The organism is Mesorhizobium sp. LSJC269B00 (assembly GCF_000502815.1).
Classification (GTDB): domain Bacteria; phylum Pseudomonadota; class Alphaproteobacteria; order Rhizobiales; family Rhizobiaceae; genus Mesorhizobium.
This window is the reverse complement of the sequence record NZ_AYVN01000002.1, coordinates 1-25,630: the sequence shown is the minus strand read 5'-3', so window position 1 is coordinate 25,630 and position 25,630 is coordinate 1. Positions and strand designations below refer to the sequence as shown.

General features: G+C 62.0%; 24 protein-coding genes and 6 pseudogenes. 11 read left to right on the top strand and 19 right to left on the bottom strand.

The window, feature by feature from the left end:
• Positions 1–50: 50 nt before the first annotated feature.
• From X771_RS160140 to X771_RS0133335, 17 genes are all read right to left on the bottom strand, one after another.
• Positions 51–1,382, bottom strand: a complete 1,332-nt coding sequence (locus tag X771_RS160140; protein WP_023686770.1) for an ABC transporter substrate-binding protein — start codon at positions 1,380–1,382, stop codon at positions 51–53.
• Between the two features lie 50 nt (positions 1,383–1,432).
• Positions 1,433–2,482 carry a branched-chain amino acid ABC transporter permease gene (locus X771_RS160145; RefSeq protein ID WP_023686769.1) on the bottom strand — a complete coding sequence of 350 codons (1,050 nt, stop codon included), beginning with the start codon at positions 2,480–2,482 and terminating at the stop codon, positions 1,433–1,435.
• A 3-nt stretch (positions 2,483–2,485) separates the two neighbouring features.
• On the bottom strand, positions 2,486–3,382 hold the full coding sequence (locus tag X771_RS160150) for a branched-chain amino acid ABC transporter permease (protein ID WP_023686768.1): 897 nt from the start codon (positions 3,380–3,382) through the stop codon (positions 2,486–2,488).
• Positions 3,382–4,182 (bottom strand): ABC transporter ATP-binding protein, encoded by an 801-nt coding sequence (locus tag X771_RS160155; protein ID WP_031202435.1) that lies wholly within the window; start codon positions 4,180–4,182, stop codon positions 3,382–3,384. Before X771_RS160155 ends, X771_RS160150 begins: the two co-directional genes overlap by 1 nt.
• 198 nt (positions 4,183–4,380) lie before the next feature.
• A complete protein-coding gene (sfnG, locus tag X771_RS160160; protein WP_023686766.1) occupies positions 4,381–5,481 on the bottom strand; it encodes a dimethylsulfone monooxygenase SfnG in 1,101 nt (366 codons plus the stop codon).
• Positions 5,482–5,505: 24 nt separating this feature from the next.
• The gene (msuE, locus tag X771_RS160165; RefSeq protein ID WP_023686765.1) at positions 5,506–6,072 is read right to left on the bottom strand and encodes an FMN reductase; all 567 of its coding nucleotides are present in this window, start codon (positions 6,070–6,072) and stop codon (positions 5,506–5,508) included.
• A gap of 305 nt (positions 6,073–6,377) precedes the next feature.
• On the bottom strand, positions 6,378–6,620 hold the full coding sequence (locus tag X771_RS160170; protein WP_023686763.1) for a hypothetical protein: 243 nt from the start codon (positions 6,618–6,620) through the stop codon (positions 6,378–6,380).
• 249 nt (positions 6,621–6,869) lie between these two features.
• A complete protein-coding gene (locus X771_RS160175) occupies positions 6,870–8,108 on the bottom strand; it encodes a Zn-dependent hydrolase (protein WP_023686762.1) in 1,239 nt (412 codons plus the stop codon).
• The gene (locus X771_RS160180) at positions 8,105–8,953 is read right to left on the bottom strand and encodes a BtpA/SgcQ family protein (RefSeq protein ID WP_023686761.1); all 849 of its coding nucleotides are present in this window, start codon (positions 8,951–8,953) and stop codon (positions 8,105–8,107) included. The genes X771_RS160175 and X771_RS160180 overlap by 4 nt, the downstream gene beginning before the upstream one ends.
• Positions 8,950–9,861: a ribokinase gene (locus X771_RS160185; RefSeq protein ID WP_023686760.1), complete on the bottom strand. Its 912-nt coding sequence runs from the start codon at positions 9,859–9,861 to the stop codon at positions 8,950–8,952. The genes X771_RS160180 and X771_RS160185 overlap by 4 nt, the downstream gene beginning before the upstream one ends.
• 2 nt (positions 9,862–9,863) lie before the next feature.
• Positions 9,864–10,634 (bottom strand): glutamine amidotransferase, encoded by a 771-nt coding sequence (locus X771_RS160190; protein WP_023686759.1) that lies wholly within the window; start codon positions 10,632–10,634, stop codon positions 9,864–9,866.
• A 32-nt stretch (positions 10,635–10,666) separates the two neighbouring features.
• Positions 10,667–11,755, bottom strand: coding sequence for a phosphotriesterase (locus X771_RS160195; RefSeq protein WP_023686758.1), 1,089 nt, complete (start codon positions 11,753–11,755; stop codon positions 10,667–10,669).
• A gap of 1 nt (position 11,756) precedes the next feature.
• Complete coding sequence (locus tag X771_RS160200; protein WP_023686757.1) at positions 11,757–12,767, bottom strand: ABC transporter permease; 1,011 nt, start codon at positions 12,765–12,767, stop codon at positions 11,757–11,759.
• Complete coding sequence (locus X771_RS160205) at positions 12,764–13,561, bottom strand: ATP-binding cassette domain-containing protein (RefSeq protein ID WP_023686756.1); 798 nt, start codon at positions 13,559–13,561, stop codon at positions 12,764–12,766. Before X771_RS160205 ends, X771_RS160200 begins: the two co-directional genes overlap by 4 nt.
• A 98-nt stretch (positions 13,562–13,659) precedes the next feature.
• Positions 13,660–14,601 (bottom strand): substrate-binding domain-containing protein, encoded by a 942-nt coding sequence (locus tag X771_RS160210; RefSeq protein ID WP_023672470.1) that lies wholly within the window; start codon positions 14,599–14,601, stop codon positions 13,660–13,662.
• Between the two features lie 141 nt (positions 14,602–14,742).
• Complete coding sequence (locus X771_RS160215; RefSeq protein ID WP_023672469.1) at positions 14,743–15,360, bottom strand: cupin domain-containing protein; 618 nt, start codon at positions 15,358–15,360, stop codon at positions 14,743–14,745.
• Between the two features lie 428 nt (positions 15,361–15,788).
• On the bottom strand, positions 15,789–16,130 hold the full coding sequence (locus X771_RS0133335) for a flavin reductase family protein (protein ID WP_348524392.1): 342 nt from the start codon (positions 16,128–16,130) through the stop codon (positions 15,789–15,791).
• A 42-nt stretch (positions 16,131–16,172) separates the two neighbouring features.
• Between X771_RS0133335 and X771_RS1000000165800 the strand changes: the two are divergent.
• The 3 genes and pseudogenes from X771_RS1000000165800 to X771_RS01000000164690 form a co-directional block, all read left to right on the top strand.
• A pseudogene (locus X771_RS1000000165800) lies at positions 16,173–16,460 on the top strand (aldehyde dehydrogenase family protein); the annotation flags it as partial.
• Between the two features lie 68 nt (positions 16,461–16,528).
• Positions 16,529–16,693, top strand: a complete 165-nt coding sequence (locus X771_RS1000000169070; protein WP_023686754.1) for a hypothetical protein — start codon at positions 16,529–16,531, stop codon at positions 16,691–16,693.
• Positions 16,669–17,086, top strand: a pseudogene (locus tag X771_RS01000000164690) (potassium channel family protein). The gene X771_RS1000000169070 and the pseudogene X771_RS01000000164690 overlap by 25 nt, the downstream one beginning before the upstream one ends.
• A 13-nt stretch (positions 17,087–17,099) precedes the next feature.
• Here the strand turns inward: X771_RS01000000164690 and hemN are convergent.
• Positions 17,100–18,555, bottom strand: a pseudogene (gene hemN, locus X771_RS160220) (oxygen-independent coproporphyrinogen III oxidase).
• Between the two features lie 156 nt (positions 18,556–18,711).
• On the opposite strand from hemN, the gene X771_RS160230 reads away from it, so the two are divergent.
• Positions 18,712–19,440, top strand: a complete 729-nt coding sequence (locus X771_RS160230; RefSeq protein WP_023686751.1) for a Crp/Fnr family transcriptional regulator — start codon at positions 18,712–18,714, stop codon at positions 19,438–19,440.
• On the opposite strand, the gene X771_RS0133325 is transcribed toward X771_RS160230, so the two are convergent.
• Positions 19,437–19,850 carry a hemerythrin domain-containing protein gene (locus tag X771_RS0133325; RefSeq protein ID WP_023686750.1) on the bottom strand — a complete coding sequence of 138 codons (414 nt, stop codon included), beginning with the start codon at positions 19,848–19,850 and terminating at the stop codon, positions 19,437–19,439. The genes X771_RS160230 and X771_RS0133325 overlap by 4 nt on opposite strands.
• Before the next feature lie 252 nt (positions 19,851–20,102).
• On the opposite strand from X771_RS0133325, the pseudogene X771_RS1000000166305 reads away from it, so the two are divergent.
• From X771_RS1000000166305 to X771_RS1000000169065, 7 genes and pseudogenes are all read left to right on the top strand, one after another.
• A pseudogene (locus X771_RS1000000166305) lies at positions 20,103–20,676 on the top strand (cbb3-type cytochrome c oxidase subunit I); the annotation flags it as partial.
• On the top strand, positions 20,592–22,100 hold the full coding sequence (gene ccoN / locus X771_RS160235) for a cytochrome-c oxidase, cbb3-type subunit I (protein WP_023686749.1): 1,509 nt from the start codon (positions 20,592–20,594) through the stop codon (positions 22,098–22,100). The pseudogene X771_RS1000000166305 and the gene ccoN, both read left to right, overlap by 85 nt.
• Positions 22,101–22,111: 11 nt before the next feature.
• Positions 22,112–22,918, top strand: coding sequence for a cytochrome-c oxidase, cbb3-type subunit II (ccoO, locus tag X771_RS160240; RefSeq protein ID WP_023686748.1), 807 nt, complete (start codon positions 22,112–22,114; stop codon positions 22,916–22,918).
• A 12-nt stretch (positions 22,919–22,930) separates the two neighbouring features.
• Entirely contained in the window at positions 22,931–23,080 is a 150-nt protein-coding gene (locus X771_RS160245) for a CcoQ/FixQ family Cbb3-type cytochrome c oxidase assembly chaperone (protein WP_023673929.1), read from the top strand.
• 2 nt (positions 23,081–23,082) lie between these two features.
• Positions 23,083–24,167, top strand: a pseudogene (ccoP, locus tag X771_RS1000000168690) (cytochrome-c oxidase, cbb3-type subunit III).
• Positions 24,168–24,384: 217 nt separating this feature from the next.
• A pseudogene (locus tag X771_RS1000000166300) lies at positions 24,385–25,064 on the top strand (cytochrome c oxidase accessory protein CcoG); the annotation flags it as partial.
• Between the two features lie 356 nt (positions 25,065–25,420).
• The coding region (locus X771_RS1000000169065) for a 4Fe-4S dicluster domain-containing protein (RefSeq protein WP_245262519.1) at positions 25,421–25,630 on the top strand (210 nt) is incomplete at its 3' end.

Genomic DNA, 25,630 nt, shown 5'->3' with positions numbered 1-25,630 from the left:
GAAGATGGATGGCACGGCCGGCCCGCGGGCCGGCCGTGAGCTCTTCAAACTCAGTTGCTGACCACCGCATCGGCGTCTTCGGCCGTGCGGATCTTGAGGCCCTTTTCCTTGGCATAGGCCTCGGACGACTTCTCGATGATCGGGCGCAGCAGCTTCCAGTCCGGCGCGATCCAGTCGGACACGACGTTCCACTTCTTGCCGTCCCACTGCTGGAAGGTCACGTAGCCATCACCTTCGTGATTGTCCCAGGAGACGTTGATCGAGTGGAACAGGTCCTTGGCACCGAGCGCCTCGACGCGCGCCGGGTCGAGCTTGAGGTGTTCGAAGCCCCAGCGGACCTCATCGCCGGTCAGCGTGCGATTGCCGAATTTGGCCTGCGCGATGCGGATGGCTTCGACATTGAGGATGCCGTTGACGATGCCGAGATTGTGGTAGACCGAGCCGATGCGGCTCTTGTCCTCGAGATTGCCCTTGCCGGCGTCGTAGACCGTCTTGACGATCTCCTTGACGACCGGGTAGTCGGCGCCAGACGCCTGGGTGGTGATGGCGGTGTAGCCCGTGGCGGCGTCGCCGGCGGGGATGACGTCCTCTTCAGAGTTGGACCAGACATTGCCGACGATGTGATCGGCCGGGAAGCCGGTCTTCTGCGCGGTCTTCAGCGCAACCGGGTTCATCACGCCCCAGCCGCGCAGCACGACATAGTCGGGACGATCGCGACGGATCGTCAGCCACTGTGCCTGCTGCTCGTTGCCGGGGTGCGGGACCTCGATCTGCGACAGTTCGAAACCGTATTTCTGCGACAGCAGCTCATATATCGGGATCGTCTCCTTGCCGTAGGGCGAGCCGTGATAGAGCACGACGATCTTCTTGCCCTTGAGCTTGTCGAGGCCGCCTTCCTTGGAGGCGATGTAGTTCACGATGCCCGATGTTTCGCTGTAGGGGTTGAGCAGCAGCGGGAAGACGTAAGGGAATACCCGGCCGTCGGTGGTGTCGGTGCGGCCGTGATTGATGGTGATAAGCGGCACCTTGTCGTCGGTGATGCGGTCGATCATGGCGTAGGCGATGCCGACCGAGAGCGGGTTCCAGGCGGCGATGCCGGGATTGCTCTTCAACCGTTCGTAGACCTCGACGCCCTTCTCGACCTCATACTGGGTTTCGCCCTCGCTCCAGGTCAGCTTGACGCCATTGACGCCGCCGTCGCGGATGTTGATCAGGTTGAGATAGTCGATGAAGCCGCCGAAGAAGCCGGTGCCGCCCGCGGCATAGGGGCCGACGCGGTAGCTCTGCAGCGGGAAATATTGTTCGTCGGCATGGACGGCTGTCGCGCCGAGCACGAAAGCGGTGGCGATCGCCGCTTTCTTGAGGTGACTGAAGAAGGTCATGAGTTGCGTCTCCTGAGGTTTTGGGTCCGTGAGAGAATGTCGAGCGGCGCTCAGCTGGACCTTGAGCCGATCCGTCGTTTCAGGCGGTCGACGAGGGCCGACAGCCCGTTCGGTTCCGCGATGAGGAATATGATGATGAGGGCGCCAAGCACGATGCGCTGGCTCATATCGAGCACACCAGAATCGAACAGGCCGCCGAACACGAAGGCGCCGAGCCGAGACAGAACGAGCGGGAAGACGACGATGAATGCGGCGCCCAGAAACGCACCGCGTATCGAAGCCAGCCCGCCGATGATGATGATGAACAGGATCTGAAACGAGCGGTCGAGATTGAAGCCGGCCGGCTCGACCGTGCGCAGATAGGTGAAGGCCCACAGCACGCCGGCGACGCCGATGATGAAGGATGAGATGGCGAAGGCCAGCAGCTTGGTCCGCAGCACCGGCACGCCAATGACGCGCGCGGCGGTTTCATTGTCGCGCACGGCAATGAAGTTGCGGCCGGTCGCGCTGTTGACCAGCCGCCAAACCAGCGCCGTCAGCACGATGACGGTGGTGACGGAAAGTAAATAGCGTCCGGCGGCACCGTCGAGCGAAAACCCGGCGACGGCAAGGTGCGGCGCGGAAATCACCCCGGACGGATTGTCGTTGGAGAACCAGCCGAACTTGGTCAGCGCCCACTGCACGAAGAACTGAGCGGCGAGCGTCGAGACGGCGAGATAGAAGCCCCGCAGGCGCAGGCTCGGCAACCCGAAGATGACGCCGATGCCGGCGGCCGAAATCCCGGCCAGGATCATGGTCGCAGCCAGCGGCAGTCCTTCGACTCGCAGGTTGAAATTGTATGCGGCGAAGGCGCCTACCGCCATGAAAGCGGAGGAGCCAAGCGAAAGCTGGCCGCAATAGCCGGTCAAGAGGTTGAGGCCGACTGCCGCCAGGCTGAGCGCAAGGAACGGCAGCAGGATCGCCTCGACCAGATAGCTCGACGCAAAGGCCGGGACCAGGCCGTAGACGACGACGATCGCCACGGCCGGCAAAGCTAATTTCCGGGCGAACCTCAGCCAGTCGATTGGAGCCCTTGCGGCATCGAGCGCTTGCACGGCCATCGGTCAGACCCTTTCGACGATTTTCTGGCCAAACAGGCCGGAGGGGCGCACCAGTAGGACAACCAGCGCCAGCGCATAGGCGAACCAGCCTTCGATGCCGCCGCCGACGAAGGGTCCGAGATAGACCTCAGCGAGCTTTTCGCTGGCGCCGATGATGAGGCCGCCGACGATGGCGCCAAGGATGGAATCGAAGCCGCCAAGCACCAGCACCGGCAGCGCCTTCAACACGATCAGCGATAGCGAGAACTGGACGCCGAGGCGTGCGCCCCACAGCAGTCCCGCGACCAGCGCCACGAAGCCTGCAGCCGTCCACACCGTTCCCCAGATCCGCGGCAGCCGCAGCCCGACGGCAAGTGCCGCGAACTGATCGTCGGCGACGGCGCGAAAAGCCAGCCCGATCCGCGTCCAGTAGAAGAATGCGCTCAAGCCGGCCACCATCGCCGCGGCAATGCCGGCCGCGAGCAGATCGAAGGACGAGATGAGGATGCCGCCGACCTCGAAAGGCGTGTCGTCGATGCCGAGATCGAGCCCGTGCACCTGCGTTCCCCAGATCAGCTGGGCTGCACCCTCGATGATGTAGGACAGGCCAAGCGTGGCCATGAACAGCGTCATCGGCGAGCGGTTGACCAGCGGCCTGAGCACGGTTCGCTCGATGGTGAAACCGAGCGCGACCATGACCGCAAAGGTGATCAGCAGCGCAAGCGCAAACGGGATGCCGCGTTCGACCAGGCTGACAAAGGTGAGTGCCGCAAACAGCACCATCGACCCTTGCGCGAAGTTCAGCACACCCGACGTCTTGTAGATCAGCACGAAGCCGATGGCGACGAGCGAATACATGACTCCCGACAACAGGCCGCCGACCAGCACTTCGACAACGAAGAGAAAATCATAGTAGCTCATCAGATGCCCTCGCCATCCTCGCCCTCGGCGGCGCCGAGATAGGCCCGGATCACGTCCGGATCGGCGCGCACTTCGGCCGGCGTGCCGTCGGCGATCTTGCGGCCGTAATCGAGCACGGCGACGCGGTCGGACAGGCCCATGACGACCCCGATGTCGTGCTCGATCAGGATGATGGTGACGCCATGCCGGTCGCGCGCGGCGCGCACGAACGCGGCCATCTCGGCTTTCTCGGTCGCCGTCATGCCGGCCATCGGTTCGTCGAGCAGCAGGATCTTCGGCTCGGCAACCAGCGCTCGCGCCAGTTCGACCCGCTTCTGCAAGCCGTAGGGCAGCGTCGCGACCAGCTGATCGGCGACCGTTTCCAGATGCAGGAAGGCGATTGTCTGGTTGACCTTTTCGGCTATGCCCGCATCTTCGCGCCGGGCGCGTGGCAGACCCGCAATATGTTCGACGAAGCTGGCGCGCCTGGTGTGGACGCGGCCGGACGCGATGTTGTCGCGCACCGAAAGCCCGGGAAAGAGCGCCAGGTTCTGGAAGGTGCGCGCGACGCCCAGACGTGCCAGACGGCTCGCCGGCACACGGGAGAATGACTGGCCGGCGATCGCGATCTTGCCGTGGTCGGCGTGATAGAGGCCGCTGATGATGTTGATCAGCGAGGATTTGCCTGCGCCGTTGGGGCCGATCACGGCGCGGATTTCGCCGCTCTTGACCTCGAGGTCGACATCGCTCAGCGCCGTGACACCGCCAAAGGAAATGCCTACCCTGCTCAGGGCCAGGATTGCATCGAACTTTGCCGACAAGCGCGCCGGGCGCGCCTCCTCGACGGAAGCAGCGACAGCAGGAAAGATCGGAAGAGCACACGTCTNACGGAAGCAGCGACAGCAGGAATGCCGGAAATTTCGGGCGCACGCTCGTATGCGGCTGCTCCCAGCGAAGCACCAATCATGACACGTTCCTGATTTTTGAAGGAGTGCGCGGTCCGAAGGCCGCGCCCTGACCTATTCGGCGGCGACAAGCTCCCTGTCGCGCGCCGCTTCCAATTCGCGCACCAGCGGGATGATGCGCTTGCCGAAGAACTCGACCTCTTCCTGGAAATGCAGGAAGCCGAGCAGGATCAGGTCGGCGCCGGCGTCCTTCAGCTTGAGGATGCGTTCGGCGATCTGTTCCGGCGTGCCAATCAGATTGCTGCGGAAGCCGTCATTGTATTGCACCAGATCCTCAAGGGACGATTTCGCCCAGTTGCCCTCGCCTTCCGGCGAGGCCTTGCCGGCGTTCTTGACCTGATCGGCGAAGCCCTGCACCGCTTCGGGATTGGCCTTGGCGACGATCTCGTCCAGCACCGCGCGCGCTTCTGCCTCGGTTTCGCGAGCAATGGCAAAGGCGTTGACGCCGATCTTCACCCTGTGGCCATTGGCCTTCGCCTTGGCCTGGATGTCGTCGACCTGCTTCCTGATCTCCTCGGGCGTGTTGCCGTTGGTGAAATACCAGTCGGACACCCGCGAAGCCATGTCACGCGCGGCGCGCGACGAGCCGCCCTGGAAGATCTCGGGCTGCGGATCGATCGGCTTAGGCTTCATCGAGTAGTTGGTGAAGCGATAGAAATCGCCCTTCAGCGTGAAATTGTCCTCGGTCCAGATGCCACGCAACGCGCGGATAAATTCCTCCGAACGGCGATAACGCTCGTCATGGTCGAGCCAAAGTTCGCCGATGGCGGCGAACTCGCCGCGGAACCAGCCGCTGACGACGTTGACGGCCACGCGGCCATTGGTCAGGTGGTTGATGGTGGCGATCTGCTTGGCGGCCAGCGCCGGGTTCCATGGACCGGGCAAGACGGCCGCAATCACTTTCAGCGTCGTGGTCGCGGCCAGCAGTGCGTGGCTGAACGACACGGATTCATGCTGGTTGTCGGCGCCGTAGCCGGCGGTGAAGCGGATCTGGCTCAGTGCGTAGTCGAAGCCGTTGGCCTCTGCGATCTGGGCGAGCTTGCGGTTGTAGTCGATGTCCCAACCGGTCCGCTGCTCGATGTTGGAGATGACCAGGCCGCCGGAGACGTTCGGAACCCAGTAGGCGAATTTCAGGCCGTCGGAATGAGACGTCATGTCGTTGTTCCCTTTTTGGTTGGCTCAGCCGACGCGCGCTGCGGCGGCCGTTGCACGATTGGAATTGAGCAGTGAAACCGCTTCGGATGCGGCCCGTGAAATGCGTTCGCGTATCGCCTCGCCGACGATTTCGGCGCCGATGAAATCGTCGGGCGCGCCATAGACGCCGGTCGGTATGGTGACGGCGCCGAAAAAGCCGAATAATGGCCGCAACTGATGTTCGAGAACCAGGCCATGGTATGGACTTCCGCCTGTCGCCGCGAGAAGCACGGTCCTGCCGGCGAGCGCGCGATAGTCGACGAGGTCGAACAGGTGCTTGAGGGCGCCGGTGTAGGAAGCCCGATAGACAGGCGTTCCGACCACGAGCAGATCGGCCTTCTCGACACGCTGGATAATCGCTTCGCCGGACGCGCCGAGGGCGCCACGGGACAGTCCGACAAAAAGCGAAGGCGCCGCCTCGGTGATTTCGATCAGGCCCGTGTCTGCCGGGACGCGCAGCGCCACGTCCTTGACCAGCGCGTTCACCACCGCGGTTGTGCGCGATGGCGTGCTTACGCCGCCGGATATTCCGAGAACCGATAGCCTTGCCAACTCATCAATCTCCCAGACCCTGCATGCGCATCGGTCATTTCCAAACCGGGGCAGACGATATTCGACAAAATCTATAGAGATAAGGAACGACGTTTCGATTTTTCGCCTTTGGCGAGAAAAATCCGGTTCTGCTAATGTGCGGTAGCAACGTCCATCTGGCGATGGCCGGGAAGGATCAAAACGGCTCGCAGTCATCTATCGACATTTTTGAAAGCGCCGATGCCTTTGGGCAATAAGGTTCGTTGCCATGATGCCTGGCGTCGCCGTCGCGCAATACTACGAAGTGGATTCCCTTGCCGGCGACATCACCAGTTTCTGGGTTCCCAATCGGGATTGTCTCTTTCCATGGTGCGCGACATTGGCTTTAGGATTAGCCGCAGCGACAGTTGGGACACACGCATCCTTGTGGACGCCTCGAGTGCGACAACGTCCAGCAGCGCTGGACGGCTGGACGGCGCCAGTTGCTCGCGATCGACACGGGCAAGCTCTATGGCGGGCGTGGGGATTTCCTGCCGGTGGCCGAGGCGATAGCCCAGCAGATCGTCCATCTCGGTAAGTCGACGAGATCGTCACCGCCTATCACCCACGGCGTCAATGACGGCCCAGGGATCTGGTGGGCTTTTCTGCTGGGTCAGGTGTTGAATGTGGGCCGATCGTACGGTCCGCGATCAATCCGCCGCAGCTCGGCGGCCTTGACCACCCGTTGCAGCCCGCCGACGTCACGAAATGACGGACGGGCACCAGGAAGTCCCACGGGTTGCCTCTTCACGCCAGCACGCCTGTGCCACCGTCGCTGCCTAAGAGGCGGCGACGGTGGCCGCTTGAAGCAGAACCCGCGCGCCGGTAACCGCGTGGGCAGGCTCCACATATTCCGCCTCGTTGTGGCTCAGCCCGTCACGGCACGGCACAAAGATCATCACGGCAGGCGCCACCCGGGCGAGGAACAGCGCGTCATGGAATGCACCCGAGATCATCTGTTTGTGCGGCAGCTTTAGGCTATTGGCGGCCTCCTCGACGGTTTTGACCATATCGGGAGAGAATGCCGCCCCCGGCATGTCGAACGACCGACTGATCGTTACCGTGCAATGCTGAGCTTCTGCCTCCGCCGCGCACACCTGGCGCAGTTCTGCTTCGATGGCATCGAGCCGCTCTACCCGCGGATGCCTGATATCGACGGCGAAGACCACAGACTGCGGTATGGCGTTGATCGATCCCGGCTGGGCGGTCACCCGGCCCACCGTCAGCCTTGCCCTGCTGTCGAACGGCATGATCGTCGTCTGGAGCCTGTGAATCGCGGCAACAGCCGCGACCATCGGATCCCTACGGTAGGCGAGGCCGGTTGTACCGGCGTGACCGGCGGCGCCCTCAAAGCAGACCTCCAGCCAGCGCGTACCTTGCACGGCTGTGACGATACCGATCGGCAACCGCTCCTTTTCCAGCGATGGTCCCTGTTCGATATGCAGCTCGATGTAGCCGGATATCGGCATGCCGAGGGGGCGAAGGGTTGCCTCTGGCAAGGCGGAGATCGTTGCCCCGAGCTCCTCTGCGAGGGACGCACCGTCGCTACCGACTATGGACCGCCATGCGCAAATGTCGGCTCCGGTGAAGGCCATGGAGCCCATGACACCCGGCGTAAACCGGCTGCCCTCTTCATTGGCCCAGGCGACGACCTCGATCGGCATCCGAGTCTCGGCCCTCGCGTCCTCCAGCGCTTCGAGCGCCTCGAAGGCGGAAAGCGTGCCCAGCGCTCCATCGAAGCGCCCGCCGGTCGGCTGGCTGTCGAGGTGGCTGCCGATCAGCAGCGGCGGCAGGGTGGCATCCGTGCCCTCGCGGCGGATGAAAAGGTTTGCCATGGCGTCCTGGAAAACCGCGAAGCCGCGCGCGAGCGCCAATTCCGCCAACAGGCGCCGGGCGCCGCGATCCTCGATGCTGAACGCCTGTCGGTTTACGCCACCGGCTGGCGTCGCGCCGATCCGGGCGAAGGCATCGAGCCGGCCCAGCAGCCGCTCGCCGTCGATCTCCGGCACTGAAGTCACCGCTTGAGGCCGCGGATGAAGGCCTTTACCCGTTGCGGATCGACCTGATTCCACCACACTCCATCATGTTTCAGCGAGCTGGCGACAATGACGCCGTCGACGATGTCCAAGATATCGTTGGCGTTGTCGGGTGTCACCCCGCTGCCGACAAGCGTCGGCAGTCCGGCGGCGTCCTTGATCATCCTGATGTAGCTGAGGTCGGCGGCGTGGCCAGTGCGCTGGCCGGTGGCGATCACCGCGTCGGCATCGAAGAACACGAGGTCCTTGACCTGCTCCTCGATCGGCCGGTCGCCGACGATCGCATGGGCGCCATGCTTGACATGCGCGTCGGCGAAGATGCGGATGCCGTTGGCCCGAAGTTTAGCGCGGAAACGCATGGCGCGCGCCGCTTCGCCTTCGATAAGGCCCTCATTGGCGACATAGGCGTTGGCCCATTGGTTGACGCGCACGAAGGCTGCACCGGAGGCACTGGCGATCGACAGCGCGGGAATGGAGGCATTGGCAAGCACATTGATGCCGATCGGCCGGCCGAGTTCGCGGCGGATGCGGTCGGAGACGACGGACATATAGGCTGAAGTCTCCGGCCCAATGTCATCCGGCTTAGCAAAAGGCACGTCGCCGTGGTTTTCGACGATCACGCCGTCGCAACCGCCATGCAGATAGGCTTTCGCATCGTCGAGGCCGCGTTGATATATGGCCTCGACCGCCTCGCCATCGTAGCGCGGCGCACCCGGCAAGGGTGCAAGGTGAACAACGCCGATCACCACCTTGCTCCTGCCGAAGATCGACTGCAGCACATCATCCGCGACCTGGCCAATGGGTTTGGAGTTAGGGGAATTTGTCATGCGGTTTTCGCTTCCGTCGTTTCCATAAGCACTTTCATTTCCCGTCTGTCGGGGCAGGAACCGAGGGTGCCGGCGCGCCCGACCGAGATGGCTGCGGCGCGGACCGCAATCCGCGCTGCCGCGGGGAGCTCCATGCCGGCCGCAAGGCAACCAGCGAGGCAACCGCAAAAGACGTCGCCCGCGCCGCTGGTGTCTAGCACGGCCACCCTGGGCGCCGCGATCCGGTCGATCCGTCCTTCGCCATCGGCGACAAGGCAGCCGAGTGCGCCAAGCGTCACGATGGCAGCGCCGGCGCCCTGACGGATCAAGTCGCGGGCCGCCATGGCAGGGTCGCCAGCCCCGGTCAGTTGCGCCGCTTCGCCCGCGTTGGCGATGACGACGCTGACGTCGCTCAAGCCCGGTGTGTGGTCGGCCGCAAGCGGGCTCGGATTGAAGATCGTCATCGCTCCCGCGCCGCGCGCCACCTTCAGGCAAGTGGCCGTCATATCCGGAGCCAGATTGCCCTGAAATACCACGATATCGCCGCGTTCGATCGCTCGGGTAAAACCGCTGTCGGCCATAGGATTGTACGCGGCGGCGCAACTGGCTCCGGTGACGATCAGGTTCTCGCCCCGCGCATCGACCATGATCGTTGACCGATCGCTGGGCAGTGGCAGCACCGCCAGATGGCTGGCATCGAGATCGCGGCTCAACTGCTCTGCGATCCAGGCTCCGGCGGGATCGTTGCCGATCGCGGCACGGAAGCGAACATCGGCTCCGGTGCGCGCCGCGGCCACCGCCTGGTTCGTACCCTTGCCGCCAAGTCCTTCAGCATGTTCCGATGCGTTCAGCGTCTCGCCTGCCGCCGGAAACCGGTCCAACCGAAAGGTTGTATCGACGCAAACATTGCCGACGACATGGACGCGCATGGCTAATCCCTGGCCGTTGCCCAGCCTAGCATCTGTTCGAACAACGTCTTGTAGCCATTCCAGGCGATGAAGCCCGGCGGCAGCCAGTGCGGGCCGACATCCGACGTCCAGGCGACGGTGCGGCCCTGGCCATATTTGCCGGTCACCAGCAGCGGCAGCGAACGGTAGTCGGAAGAGACGGTGGCGAGAACTTCCGCGCCGTCCTTGACCGTGACCTCGTTGAAGCCAAGCAGGATTGGCCAATCCTTGCCGAGGCCCTTGAGGATCGGATGGGTCTGCGGGCCAACGACGACCGGCGCATAGCCTTCTGGAACCTCGACACGGTCGTCCACCGGCAGGCAGATGACCGGCAAAACGTCCTCAACCGGCGTCTTGTGATAGCGCGCGCCGCCATTGATGCCCTGAAAGCTGTAATAGCCGCCGAACATCAACAGGCCGCCGCCATTGCCGACATAGTCGCGCAACAGGCGCAGCCGGTTCGGCGTCGGTTTGGAGTGGATCCAGGTATCGGGGTGAAGCAGCAGCGTGTTGGCCCCAAGATCGGAGAGCACGACCGCGTCATAGGCCGAAAGCGCTTCCATGGTCTGCGGGAAGTTCCGCTGTGCCTCATGCGCCGGCATGAAGGTGACGTCGAACAGGCTGTCCTTCAGCGCGGCCAGCAACTCATCGGCACCGGTGTGATATGTCACGGTGGGAAACTGATCGAAGCCTTTGATGTGGGTCGCGGTCGAGACCCAGGACTCGCCTGCGAGAAGAACCTTCTTCCTGGACATGTAGTCTCCCTATCTTGTTTTGGAGCCGCGGCTCAGAGGCCCTCGGCGAACACAGTCTTTGGATTGTCGATGAGCATCGTGTCGATTGCCGACTGCTCGACACCATGGCGTTTCAGTCTCGGCACGAAATGCTTGAGGATGAAGCCGTAGCCGAAACCGCCGAAGCGGGTCAGCATGATCTTGAGAAAGACGTCCTGCGACAGCAGAATCCTGTCGAGCAGTCCCATATCGATCAGCGAGCGGATCGCCCGCGCATTCTGCTCGTCGGACGGCGACTGCGCATCCTGGTCGGCATAGTAGAAATCCATGCCGATCATGTCGTATTCCAGGAAGGCGCCACGCGCGGCGAGGCTTTGCTGGTAGGCAAGATCGTTGTGGCTGGGGTTCATGTGGCAAAGCACCGTATGCCGGAGATCGGCGCCTTCTGCCTCGACCACGTCAAGCACATCATGCGCCAGCCGCTCCCAGCCGGGCAGATGAATCGTCAGCGGCACGCCGGTCATCTTGGCCGCACGGGCGGAGGCCCGCAGCGACTTGCGCTCCTCGTCGGTAAAATCCTTGCTGACGCCAACCTCACCGATAATGCCGGCAATGATTTCGGGCTGCGCCGACCCGCCGCCTACATCATTGACGAGGAATTCGGTGACGTCGTCAATGTCCATCGCTTTCAGCCAGACGGGATGGGTGTGCTGCAGGTAGAAGCCCGTCCCCATGACGATCCGCAGTCCAGAGGCGCGGGCGATGCGCGCCAGCTTCACCGGATCGCGGCCAATGCCAATGTTGGTCGCATCCACCACGGTATGGCCGCCGAGCGCCCGGTATTTCGCCAACTCCGAAAGGGCTAGGTCGCTGTCGTCGAGCGAGACGTTGTCGTGGTTCATGTAGGGGTTCATCCGCAACTCGCCGATGATCTCCATGCTGACCGGCTGCTCGGCGATCTTCTTCTCGTCGGGATGGCAAGGGCATTTCCACGACGTCGCGCCATCGAGCAGTATGTGTTCATGCATCAGCGTCACGCCCATATCGGCGATCGCAACCGGGCCAGTAACGGTCATCACCGTGCCGGAGCGAACACCGATCGGTGCCCGTTCCCTTGGCTTGTCGTCGAACAGATGATCCATGTCAGCGGCTCCGCGTTACGCCCTTGAACAGCCGGAAATTCAGCCAGATGGCAACGAGGATGATTGTGCCGGTAACGATCGGCGTCAGGAAGGGCGACATATGCGCAAGGATCAAGCCGTTGCCGATGACCGCGACGGTCAACCCGCCGAGCACAGTGCCGATGATCGTACCGCGCCCGCCGAACAGACTGGTGCCGCCAAGCACCACGGCGGCGATGACATCGAGCTCGAAACCCTGGCCGGCATTCGACGAGCCGGAACCGAGCCGGGCTGCGAGGATGATGCCGGCCACCGCCGCCGCCATGCCCGACAGGATGTAGACGAAGAGCGTCATGAAGCGCGTATCGACACCGGCTCGGCGCACGGCCTCTGTATTGGCGCCGATGCCGGTGACATAGCGGCCGAACGGCGTCTGGTTGAAGGCGAGATAGGCAATGATCAGCACGACAAGGGCGAGCAGCGCCGGTACCGGCACGCCGAGAAACCAGGCCCTGCCGATGTTGACGAAGAAGCTGGTCGGTTCGACCGGGATCGAATAGCCGCCGGTGATCAGCAACGCCACGCCGCGGATGACGGAGAGCCCGGCAAGGGTAACGATGAAGGGCGGTATCCGCTCGTAGGCGATGAAGAAGCCGTGCAAGGCGCCGATCGCAGCACCAAGCGCCAGCATGGCGATGACGACCAGCGGCCATGGCAGGTCGGCCTGCAGGAAAACCGCCGACAGCGTTGCCGTCAGCGCCAGCACGGAGCCGACCGAGAGGTCGATGCCGCCGGTGGTGATGACGAAGGTCATCGCGGCCGCAACGATCAGCAGCGGCGCCGACTGGCGCGCGATGTTGAGCAGATTGGGCGTCGTCAGGAAGGAACCGGTGATCAGCGAGAAGACCACGCAGACGACGATGAAGAACAGCGCAATCGAGACGACGCTGCCATTGGCTAACGCCACATCCTTCCACGTGCTGTTGTGAGCGCGTTTGGGCGAGGCGCCGACACCGGCGGAGGTAACGTTCATGGTTGGACCCCCTCATCGCGGCTTGCGCGGGCCGAGCGCGCGGTGAATTTGCGGCCGACGATCAGGTTGACGACCTCCTCGATGCTGGTCTCGCCGATCTTGCGCTCGGCGACATTGCGGCCTTCGTACATGACCTGGATACGATCGCAGACCAGGAACAGGTCCTGCAGGCGATGGGTGATGAGGATGACGCTGACACCACGGGCGCTGACGGCGCGGATGAGTTCCAGAACCGCCTCGACTTCCGCCACCGCAAGGGCGGCCGTCGGCTCGTCCATGATCAGCACCGAGGGGTCGAAAGAAGCGGCGCGGCCGATGGCGATCGACTGGCGCTGGCCGCCGGAGAGGTTTTCGACCTTGAGCTTGGTATCGGCAATGACGATGCCGAGCCGGTCGAGCATCTGGCGCGTCTCGCCATGCATGCGCTTGTTGTCGAGAAAGGGGACGCCGAGAACGCGGCGACGCGGTTCGCGGCCGAGGAAGAGATTGCCCGCCACATCCACCGTGTCGCAGAGCGAAAGGTCCTGGTAGACCATCTCCACCCGTGCGGCGCGGGCATCGGCCGGCGACGAGAAAGACACCGCCTTGCCATCGATCTCGATGGTGCCGGCATCAGGAATTACCGCACCGGACAGGACCTTGCTCAAGGTGGATTTGCCGGCGCCATTGTCGCCGACCAGGCCGAGCACTTCGCCAGGCTTCAGGTTCAGCGAGACATCGTCCAGCGTCTGGATAGGGCCGTACCGTTTGGAAATACCGGTCATCCTGACGCGGTAGGTCTCGCCATCGCTCATCATGGTTCCAATTCTCTGGGCGCGACATGTTCAATCGGTCGCCGGGCTGCGCAGGCAACCCTCGGGTCAATGCGCAGCCCAGCGGTCCGGGGAGGATACTACTTGAACATGTCCTTGAACTGGCCGACATTTTCCTTGGTCACGATGGTGATCGGAACGTTGATGATCGGGTCGATCTTCTCGCCCTTCTTGAGCTTGACGAAAGCTTCGATGGCAGCCTTGCCTTCACCGGCCGGATCCTGCTGGACGACAGCGACCACCCAGCCCTCTTCGAGACCCTGCACCGCCGACTTGGTCAGGTCCCAGCCGAACACCTTGACGTCGCCCGTACGGGCCTGGCTGGAGACGGCGGAAACCGCGCCGAGCAGAGCCGGCTCGCCGGTCGCGTAAAGCGTCGTCATGTCAGGATTGGCGGTCATCAGGTTTTCGGAGGCGGACAGGGCGACGTCCTGGACGTTCTGGCCGTCGACCGTGTCGAGGAAGGTGACCTTCTGGCCGCTGTCGGTGACAGCCTTCTTGAAGCCGTCGAGGCGCTGGTTCTGGATAAACGAATTGAGCGCGCCAACGACGCCGATCTTGGCGGTGCCGCTCAGCTTAGTCTTCACGTATTCGGCGTAGGACTTGCCGATATCCTCGCCTGCCTTGGTGTTGTCAACGCCGACGAAGGCGACGTTGTCGCCATTTGGGATCTGCGCGTCAATGGCGATGACCGGAATGCCGGCGGCTTTGGCCGCGGTGATGGCCGGCTTCACACCGTTGACATCGATGGCGACGAGAATGATGCCGTCGACCTTCTGGGTGATGTAGTTCTCGATGGCGTCGTTCTGCGCGCTTGGTACATTGTTGGCGTTGAAGATGACGAGGTCCACGCCGGCAGCCTTTGCGGCAGCCGTTGCGCCGTCATTGATCTGGTTGAAGAACAGGGCCTGCTGGTTGATGGTCACCAGCGCATAGGTCTCGGCCATGGCGGAAGCAGAGCCGAGGGCGAGGGTCATGGCGATGGCTGCGGCGCAGCCTGAAAGGATCTTGGTAAGACGCATTCCGGTTCCCCTTGGTTTTCTCGAAAAGGCCCTTGATCGGGCTCACCTGGCGCCTGAGCGCAGAGCATATTTCAAGATGCTTGATTTCTTGTCAAGTGACTTGAATTGGCATCAACGAAGACAAATGAGGGGCTCGCCCGATCAGAATGTTGCCGGCGTGTTCACCCAGAAAATGCTGGCGCGTTCGTCGCCGACATTGCGGTACCAGTGCGGCAGTTCGGAATTGAAGACGAAGGAATCGCCGGCCGACAGGCGAAACGTCTTTTCGCCGACCATCAATTCGATCGCACCTTCCAGGAGGTAGCCGACTTCCTCGCCAGCGTGCTGGATCGGGCCGGCGCTCTCACCTCCCGCCTCGATGTGATGGATGTTGCACTGCAGGAGATGGCCGGGCGAATACGGAATGACGCGCTCGAGCGAAATGCCTTCGCCGCGCCGAAGCGGATCGAGCGCGATCAACGGCCGCGATCCAGCCCGAAAGACGATGCCTTCCTCACCATCGGATTCCTCGAACATCCAGCCAATGTTGGTGCCAAGCACCTCGACAAGCCGGTGCAGCATGGGAAGCGAGGGCGAGACCTTGCCGTTCTCGACCTTGGAAAGCAGGCTTTCAGAGCAGTTCGCGGCGGCAGCTAGCGCCTTCAAGGTCAGCCCACGCGTCTGCCGGGAGAGTTTCAACCGTATGCCGAGCCGCAGAAGGCTGGTGGCGGTCGAGCGCTCGTCGCCGCCCTTGCTGTTTTGGGTGTCCATCTTGTTCATTTGGGGACGCGAACATCTCCGCTGGTTGGGCTGACTCGTAAAACTGATCCCAGGCGTTGTCCATCCTGTGAAAAACGGACGATGCATCCAATCGACTCGGCTGGGCTTTTCAAAACCATCATCCCCGACCAAACGCTACGACGCCTTCGGCGCATTTGCGAGTAACTGCCCGGAAGAATTATTCCTCTCAAGCCTCTTGGCTGGAAAGGGCTTTCGCAAGTTCAACAACAACGCGCAAAGCCCGTATTGGCTCACATCCAAACAATCGCACATAGTGCTCCCGCGCCATCTCGGTCGCGTTTTCGCATCTTGGGTGTGTGCGGCGCGTCTCGGCGAAGGGCTATGGAGAATTCGTATTTCGTTCCTTCGCCGCCTTGAATGAGACCAAGGATTTCATGGGTGTCAGAAAACGACACGTACCAACCCGCTCACGGAAATCCATAGGCGCCGTGATGATAGATCGGTGCCGGACTGGGCTCTCCGCTCACCACATGCCGGACGCTGCCGAGGATCAGCGCATGGCTGTGGCGAACTATGGTATCCTCGACGGTGCAATCGACCTCGGCAAGCGCACCTTCGAGCGCCAATGCGCCGCTTGCAAGGGTGGACCAGCGTGCACCCTCGTAGCGAGCCTGCCCCTTGAGGCCGCCTCGACCAGCAAAACGGTCGGCAATCGCGATCTGATCTGCGCGCAGCACATTCACGCAGAAGTGCCGATGCCGGTTGATGGCTGCCCATGTCGAGGAGCTCAGGTTGATGCTGACGACCATCACCTCCGGTTCGACCGACAAGGAATGGGCGGTGGTAATTGGACCTTCAAGGATGACGCCGAAGCGCTGGCAATCGCCAACTACACGCTGTACGGCCTCGGGGCCGGTGTCTGGACACGCGACAGCAATCGCGCCTATCGGTTCGGCCGCGCGATCCAGGCTGGCCGCGTCTGGACCAACTGCTACCACGCCTACCCCGCGCATGCGGCCTTCGGCGGCTACAAGCAGTCCGGCATCGGTCGTGAGACGCACAAGATGATGCTCGACCACTACCAGCAGACCAAGAACATGCTGGTCAGCTACAGCCCGAAGAAGCTGGGCTTCTTCTGATCGCGGCTTTGACTTACAGGCGCGGCTCCGCGAGGGGCCGCGCCACAGGCTGGAAATCGGAAAACACAATGCAGGCTAAGGTCGCGGCGGCACCGGCAGCCCTTGAACTGATCGCGGAGATCGTTGCCGAGCACGGTCCGGTGCTGTTCCATCAGTCCGAGCAAGGAAGGCGCCACTGCAATCTCTACCTTCCAACGATGATCCTCAAATCTCCTCATCGGCACTCGTCATAAGTCTGACGGTTTTGATCCACACGTTTGGTCTGATCGCGTCACGCACGCGATGGGACACCTGGTCGCGCGGTTTCGCATGCACGGACGCCGCAGCCGTATCGTCGCCATGATCGCGTGTTGATGGGCCTCTTTGCCGTGATGACCGCGGAGGTCTGGCTCTGGGCGAACCTGTACCGGTTGCTTGATATCTTCGCTGATTTCGAAACCGCCCTGTACTTTTCCACCATCACTTTCTCGACGGTTGGCTACGGCGACATCGTGCTGGCCCACGGATGGCGTGTCCTGGCGGCGCTTGAAGGCGTGAACGGATTTCTTCTGATTGGCTGGTCGACCGCCTATCTGATCGCGGCAGGCACCCGCATCGGCCCGTTCAAGGCCGGCGAACATTTCTGACAGGAGCCAATGCTCAGACCGCCACCGAATGCCTGGCTTTGCCGGTTTCGAAATATTTGTCGAACTTTGCCGCGATGCTTCTGACAAAGGGCCGACTTTCCGCCGGCACGACGAAACTGTCGCCATCAAGCTCGAGCAACCGCGCAGGATCATGAAGGGCTGTCGCACTTGCCTTGCCGAGAAGACTTTGGCCGGCTTCGCCAAAGCGCTCCACCAGCTCGATCGCCGAGAAGGCGAAATCACACATCAGCCGCTCGATGATCCAGCCGCGAACCCGGTCGTCCTGGGAAAGCGCGATACCGCGGACCGCGGCCAGCCCGCCGTCTTCGACCATGCGCCCATACTCGGCGGTCGATGGCATGTTCTGTGCATAGCCTTGCCGAAATTGGCTGATGGATGACGGGCCGAGGCCGATCAATGTCTCGCAGCGATCCTCGGTATAGCCCTGAAAGTTCCGGTGCAGAGTGCCGGTTCGGGCCGCTACGGCCAACGCATCGTTAGACTTGGCGAAATGGTCGAGCCCAATTGCTTCGTATCCCTGGTCCACGATCGCCCGCGCTGCCAGCTGCGATTGGGCAAAGCGCTCCGCCGGACCCGGCAACCAGGCCTCGTCGATCATCGTCTGGTGTTTCTTGAACCACGGCACATGGGCGTAGCCAAAAAGCGCTATCCTGTCGGGTTCCAAGGTCAGCGCCTGCGCCACGGTGGAGGAGACGCTCTCCCTCGTCTGGTGCGGCAGGCCATAGAGCAGGTCCAGATTCACGGACTCGACCCCACGCGAACGAACACCGTCGACTACAGACTTGGTCTGCAAAAAGCTCTGCTCGCGGTTGATTGCCTTTTGCACCTTCGGATCGAAATCCTGGACGCCGAGGCTCGCACGGGTCATGCCGATTTCTGCAAGCGCATCGAGGCGGGCATCGTCGATATCGTTGGGTTCGATTTCAACGCTGATCGTGGCGCTTGGAAGAAAGCCGAAGCCCTTGCGCAGGGCGGTTCCCAGCGCCACCATATCTTCGGGCTTGAGCATCGTCGGCGAACCACCGCCGAAATGGACGGCACGCACACGACCTTTGCCTGCAACAAGACCGGCGACGGTAGCGATCTCGGCATGCAGTGAGCGGAGATAGATCGTCACCGGTTCGTAATGGCGTGTCTGCTTGGTATGGCAGGCACAAAACCAGCAAAGCTTGTCGCAGTATGGGATGTGCAGATAGAGCGAGATTTCGTCGCCCTCNCGTCACCGGTTCGTAATGGCGTGTCTGCTTGGTATGGCAGGCACAAAACCAGCAAAGCTTGTCGCAGTATGGGATGTGCAGATAGAGCGAGATTTCGTCGCCCTCGTTGAGCGCTTGCAGCCAGCCACCACAAACGGCGGCATCAACGCCTGGATGGAAATGCGGCGCGGTCGGATAGCTGGTGTAGCGTGGAACGTTCTCACCGAGCCTGGCAACTAATTCTGGCCGCATGTCGCTATCCGATCCCCTTTGCATGGCGCGACACTGATCACATTGGGCGCGAGCGGCCTTGATTTCGGTCAAGGCCGCCCGCGGACAAACTGCCGCAAGGTTCTTTTGTGCGCCAATGCTACCTTCTGGACAGATGGAATCTCTCGGACGATGAAGATGACCGTGCGCCAAGACGTTCACAGTTCCAGCATTCCAGTGCTTTGCCAGTCTTGCGAGGCACGGCACCGCGGCGTTTGCGGTGCGCTCGATCCCGACCAATTGGTAAGCCTGGCCAAAACCTCATCGAGGCATACCGTTGAACCGGGCACAGAACTGATTGGCGACGCCGAGACCGTCGACAGCTATTCGAACGTGCTTTCCGGCGTTGTGAAGCTGACCAAGAGCCTTTCGGACGGACGCCAGCAGATTGTCGGCCTCCAGTTCGCCCCCGATTTTCTGGGCAGGCCCTTCAAGGTGGAAAGCGCGATCAACGCTGAAGCCGCAACCGCGGTTTCCGTGTGTTCGTTTCCAAAGGCCGCCATCGAGCGGATGATGAAGGAATCTCCGGAAATCGAGCATCGTCTGCTCAAACAAGCGCTCAACGAACTCGACGAAGCCCGCGACTGGATGGTGACGCTCGGGCGCAAGAGTGCTTCGGAAAAGGTGGCGAGCTTTCTCCTGATGATCGCCAGGAACATCGATCCCACGCTGGACCCGGCGGCGCAGTCGACGACCTTCGACCTGCCTTTGACCCGCGCCGCTATCGCCGATTTTCTCGGCTTGACGATCGAGACGGTCAGCCGCCAACTGACCAGGCTGCGAACAGACAGCGTGATCCGGATCGACAATAATCGGCGCGTGACGGTGGACAACATGGGCCGGCTGGAACGCCGCTCCGGCGCCTAACCGCCATCGACCCCGATCATCGGCAAGACGTGCTCGCGTTCGAAGGCGATATGCCGGCGCAAACTTTCGAAGAAGCCGCGCAGCATGAAGCCGACAGCCTCGGCATTCTCAACACTCTCGCCATGGCCGATCGCTAACAGATTTTCAGTCACTTCGCCGGCAAAGCATTCATCCTCCACGTGTTCGGCGCGCAGTCGACGAGTTGAAGCAAGGTTGGCATCCCTGCCGGTCAAAACAGCCTCGTAGGCCGGAAAGATCACCGTCTCCTCATATTGATGAATGTTGCGCAACAGCGGAACGATCGCGTTTGCCGCAGCCAGGCATGCCAGGCTATCGACCCTGGGCAGGGTGTCGGCTATTTTTTCCAAGGCATCGCAGAGCTGCAGCTTTTCCAGATGCGCACGTTTCATGAGCGCAACCGGGACTGCTTCTCTGCCAGATCGAACTATCGGCATCGATCTGTCGCGGCTCGTTTCGAACAGCGACGATCGCAGCTCCCTCTCCCTGTTCAATGACAGCCTCCCGATCCTTTGCAAATCCAACGCTGCCCAATCCAAAATCAAATGGCTTTGACATGGATCAAGGCGCCAGCCGCGTGACTGCTGGATTGGTGTCAGGCGGATTGACGTCCGCGCACAGGAATCCGAAGTCGGGGACAGGTCATGAAGTTCGGCACGCAAGTCTTCGCTTTGGCCCTTTTTACCTTTGCCGCCCTGGTGGCCGCCGGTTTCGGAGTGGACGAGCCCTTCCGGCAGCATATGTGGGTGCTGTTTCTTGTGCTGCTCGGTTTTGTCGCCATCCTCCTCCGCAACACGAGTTTCGAAGCTGCCGCTCCGATCGACCCGTCCGCCTACATGGATGGTCCAATCCGCTACGGCGCCATCGCCACCATGTTCTGGGGTGTGGTTGGCATGCTGGTCGGGGTNCTACATGGATGGTCCAATCCGCTACGGCGCCATCGCCACCATGTTCTGGGGTGTGGTTGGCATGCTGGTCGGGGTGGTCATCGCGCTGCAGCTTGCCTATCCCGATCTCAACATCCAGCCCTGGTTCAACTTCGGCCGCTTGCGGCCTCTGCACACCTCGGGCGTCGTCTTCGCCTTCGGCGGCAACGCGTTGCTTTGCACGTCTCTCTATGTCGTCCAACGCACATGCCGCGCCCGGCTGTTCGGTGGCGATCTCGCCTGGTTCGTGTTCTGGGGCTACCAGCTCTTCATCGTCATGGCCGCGACCGGTNCTACATGGATGGTCCAATCCGCTACGGCGCCATCGCCACCATGTTCTGGGGTGTGGTTGGCATGCTGGTCGGGGTAGTCATCGCGCTGCAGCTTGCCTATCCCGATCTCAACATCCAGCCCTGTTTCAACTTCGGTCGCTTGCGGCCTCTGCACACCTCGGGCGTTGTCTTCGCCTTCGGCGGCAACGCGTTGCTTTGCACGTCTCTCTATGTCGTCCAACGCACCTGCCGCGCTCGGCTGTTCGGTGGCGATCTCGCCTGGTTCGTGTTCTGGGGCTACCAGCTCTTCATCGTCATGGCCGCGACCGGTTATCTGCTCGGCATCACCGAGAGCCGCGAATATGCGGAACCCGAATGGTATGTCGACATCTGGCTGACCATCGTCTGGGTCGCCTACCTGATCCTGTTTCTGGGCACCATCCTGAAGCGCAAGGAACCGCACATCTACGTCGCCAACTGGTTCTACCTTTCCTTCATCGTGACCATCGCGATGCTGCATGTGATCAACAACCTATCGATGCCGGCCTCCTTTCTCGGCTCCAAGAGCTATTCTGCATTTTCCGGAGTTCAGGACGCCCTGACGCAATGGTGGTACGGCCACAATGCCGTCGGGTTCTTCCTCACAGCCGGCTTCCTCGGCATGATGTANTATTTCGTGCCCAAGCAGGCCAACCGGCCGGTCTATTCCTACCGCCTGTCGATCGTCCATTTCTGGGCAATCATCTTCCTCTACATCTGGGCCGGGCCCCATCACCTGCACTACACCGCCCTGCCCGATTGGGCGCAGACGCTCGGCATGGTGTTCTCGATCATGCTGTGGATGCCGTCATGGGGCGGCATGATCAACGGCCTGATGACGCTGTCGGGCGCCTGGGACAAGCTGCGCACCGATCCCATCATCCGCATGATGGTGATAGCCATCGCCTTCTACGGCATGTCGACCTTCGAAGGCCCGATGATGTCGATCAAGACGGTCAACTCGCTGTCGCATTATACCGACTGGACCATTGGCCACGTCCATTCCGGCGCACTCGGCTGGGTCGGCATGATCTCGTTTGGCGCAATCTACTTCATGGTGCCGAGACTCTGGAACCGTGAACGCCTCTATTCGCTCAGGCTCGTCACCTGGCATTTCTGGCTGGCGACGCTCGGCATCGTCGTCTACGCCGCGGTGATGTGGGTGTCCGGCATCATGCAGGGCCTGATGTGGCGCGAATACGACGAACAGGGCTTCCTGGTCTACTCCTTCGCCGAAACCGTGGCAGCCATGCATCCTTACTACATCATGCGTGCCATCGGCGGCGCCATGTATCTGGCCGGCGCCCTGCTCATGGCCTGGAACATCGCCATGACCATCCTCGGCTACCAGCGCGAAGAAGAACCTATGCCGGGCGCCCTGCCCGTCCTGCAGCCTGCCGAATAAGGAGCCAGACAATGGGCTTGATGGACAAACACGCGCTGATCGAGAAGAATGCCACGCTTCTGCTCATCGGTTCGCTTCTCGTGGTCACCGTGGGCGGTATCGTCGAGATCGCACCGCTCTTCTATCTCGATAATACGATCGAGAAGGTGGAAGGCATGCGGCCTTACTCGCCGCTCGAACTTGCTGGTCGAAACATCTATGTCCGCGAGGGCTGCTACCTCTGCCACAGCCAGATGATNTACTCGCCGCTCGAACTTGCTGGTCGAAACATCTATGTCCGCGAGGGCTGCTACCTCTGCCACAGCCAGATGATCCGCCCGTTCCGCGACGAGGTCGAGCGCTACGGCCACTACAGCCTGGCGGCCGAGTCGATATACGACCACCCCTTCCAGTGGGGATCGAAGCGCACCGGACCGGATCTCGCCCGCGTTGGCGACCGGTATTCCAACCTGTGGCACGTGGATCACCTGACAGATCCACGGTCCGTGGTGCCGGAATCGATCATGCCGAGCTATGCCTTCCTGAAGGACAAGCCGATCGCGGTGAAGGACTTCTCGACGCATCTGGTCGCCAACAGGCGCGTCGGCGTCCCCTACTCCGACGACATGATCGCTAACGCCAATGCCGATTTGATGGCGCAGGCTGATCCCAACGCCGACACATCCGGCCTCGAGGCCCGCTACCCCAAGGCTAAGATCGGCGACTTCGACGGCAACCCGCAACAGGTCACCGAGATGGACGCGCTGGTCGCCTATCTCCAGATGCTCGGCACGTTGGTCGATTTCAAGAACTACGACGAAGCAGCCGGCTACCGCTGAGGAGGTTTGTCCATGGATTACAATTTGATGCGGGAGTTCGCTGACAGCTGGGGTCTGGTCGCCATGGCGCTGTTTTTTGTCGGCGCAATCATCTTTGCCCTGCGCCCCGGCAGCCGCAAGCTGGCCGACGAAGCTGCCCGGATTCCCCTTGAGGACGAGTGATCATGAGCGAGGAGCACATCGATGAAATCTCTGGTGTTTCAACCACCGGTCATGAGTGGGACGGCATCCGGGAGCTCAACAACCCGCTTCCGCGCTGGTGGGTCTGGACGTTCTACATCACCATAGTCTGGGCGATCGGGTACACGATCGTCTATCCGGCATGGCCTCTGCTGCACACGGCGACCAAGGGTGTGCTCGGCTATTCCAGCCGCAGCGATGTCGGGAACGAGTTGTCCAAGGCTGAAGCAGCCAAGGGCAAATATGTCGCCGCGATAGAAGCGAAAAGTGTTTCGGAGATCGCGGCGGACGACACGCTGCGCGAATTCGCCGTCGCCGCCGGCGGTGCCGCGTTCAAGCTCAACTGCGTCCAGTGCCATGGCTCCGGCGCCCAAGGCTCCAAGGGCTTCCCCAACCTCAACGACGACGACTGGCTGTGGGGCGGCAAGGCGGACCAGATCCAGCAGACGNGGCCAAGGGCAAATATGTCGCCGCGATAGAAGCGAAAAGTGTTTCGGAGATCGCGGCGGACGACACGCTGCGCGAATTCGCCGTCGCCGCCGGCGGTGCCGCGTTCAAGCTCAATTGCGTGCAGTGCCATGGTTCCGGCGCCCAGGGCTCCAAGGGCTTCCCCAACCTCAACGACGACGACTGGCTGTGGGGCGGCAAGGCGGACCAGATCCAGCAGACGGTTACACATGGCATTCGCTTCGCCTCCGATCCGGATACGCGCCTGTCCGAAATGCCGGCCTTTGGCGACATCATCACTGCCGATCAGATCAAACAGGTCAGCGCCTATATTGCCAGCCTGTCCCAAACCGTCAGCGATCAGGTGTTGGTGGCGCCCGGCGCCAAGGTCTTTGCCGAAAACTGCGTGGCCTGTCATGGCGACAATGCAAAGGGCAACAAGGAACTCGGCGCTCCTGATCTGACCGACGCCATCTGGCTCTACGGATCGGGCGAAGCCGCCATCGCCGCCCAGGTAACCGCACCGAAACAGGGCGTGATGCCGGCCTGGGGCGCGCGCCTGGGCGAAACCAGGGTCAAGGAACTTGCGGTTTACGTGCATTCGCTTGGCGGTGGGGAATAGGAACGGGGGCCTATTCCCTGCCCTTCACCGTCCAAGCGACGAGGCCCGGCTCTGCCGGGCCTCGATCTGTTTGCGTGTACCCGGCGATTGACCTGCATCAACGCGGCGCCATCCGGTCGGCGGCACAATCCGATCCACGCTGCATTTCGCTGACCTGACTGCACCAGCCAGGACATTTACCCCGGCGAAATCACGAGTTGCGCGACGGGAGAAACCAGTGCTGGACAATACGCAGGTAGAACGGCTCGAGGCTGAGGCGGTCAACTCCGCCAAGGTGCGCCAGCCAATGTATGCCGCGCGCAGGAAGATCTTCCCGAAGCGGGCCTCGGGCAGCTTTCGCCGATTTAAATGGATCGTGATGGCGATCACGCTGGGCATCTACTATCTGACGCCGTGGCTGCGCTGGGATCGGGGTCCGTTTGCCCCCGACCAGGCGGTGCTGCTTGATGTCGCCAACCGGCGCTTCTATTTCTTCTTCATCGAGATATGGCCCCAGGAATTCTACTATGTCGCCGGCCTTCTGGTCATGGCCGGCGTCGGTCTTTTCCTGATCACNTGGTGTGGCTACACATGCCCACAGACCGTATGGGTCGATCTGTTCCTGGTCGTCGAGCGCGCGATCGAGGGCGACCGCAACGCACGCATCAAGCTCGATGCCGGTCCTTGGACCACTCGTAAGCTTGTGCTGCGGGCATCGAAACACGTCATCTGGCTGGTCATAGCCGCAGCGACTGGTGGCGCATGGATCTTCTATTTCGCCGATGCGCCGACGCTGGTCGGCGAACTCTTCACCGGCACGGCAGCGCCTGTCGCCTACATCACCGTCGCGGTTCTGACGGCGACGACCTACACGTTTGGCGGGCTGATGCGCGAACAGGTCTGCACCTATATGTGCCCNCTACACATGCCCACAGACCGTATGGGTCGATCTGTTCCTGGTCGTCGAGCGCGCGATCGAGGGCGACCGCAACGCGCGCATGCGGCTCGATGCCGGTCCATGGACCACCCGCAAGCTCGTGCTGCGGGCATCGAAACACGTCATCTGGCTGGTCATAGCCGCAGCGACTGGTGGCGCATGGATCTTCTATTTCGCCGATGCGCCGACGCTGCTCGGCGAACTCTTCACCGGCACGGCAGCGCCTGCCGCCTACATCACCGTCGCGGTTCTGACGGCGACGACCTACACGTTTGGCGGGCTGATGCGCGAACAGGTCTGCACCTATATGTGCCCTTGGCCGCGCATCCAGGCAGCCATGCTCGACGAGAGCTCGCTCACCGTCACCTACAATGACTGGCGCGGCGAACCGCGCACCCGTCACGCCAAGAAGGTTCTTGCCGCAGGGCATCCCGTCGGCGATTGCGTCGACTGCAATGCCTGTGTCGCCGTCTGTCCGATGGGGATCGACATACGCGACGGTCAGCAACTCGAATGCATCACCTGCGCGCTCTGCATCGATGCCTGC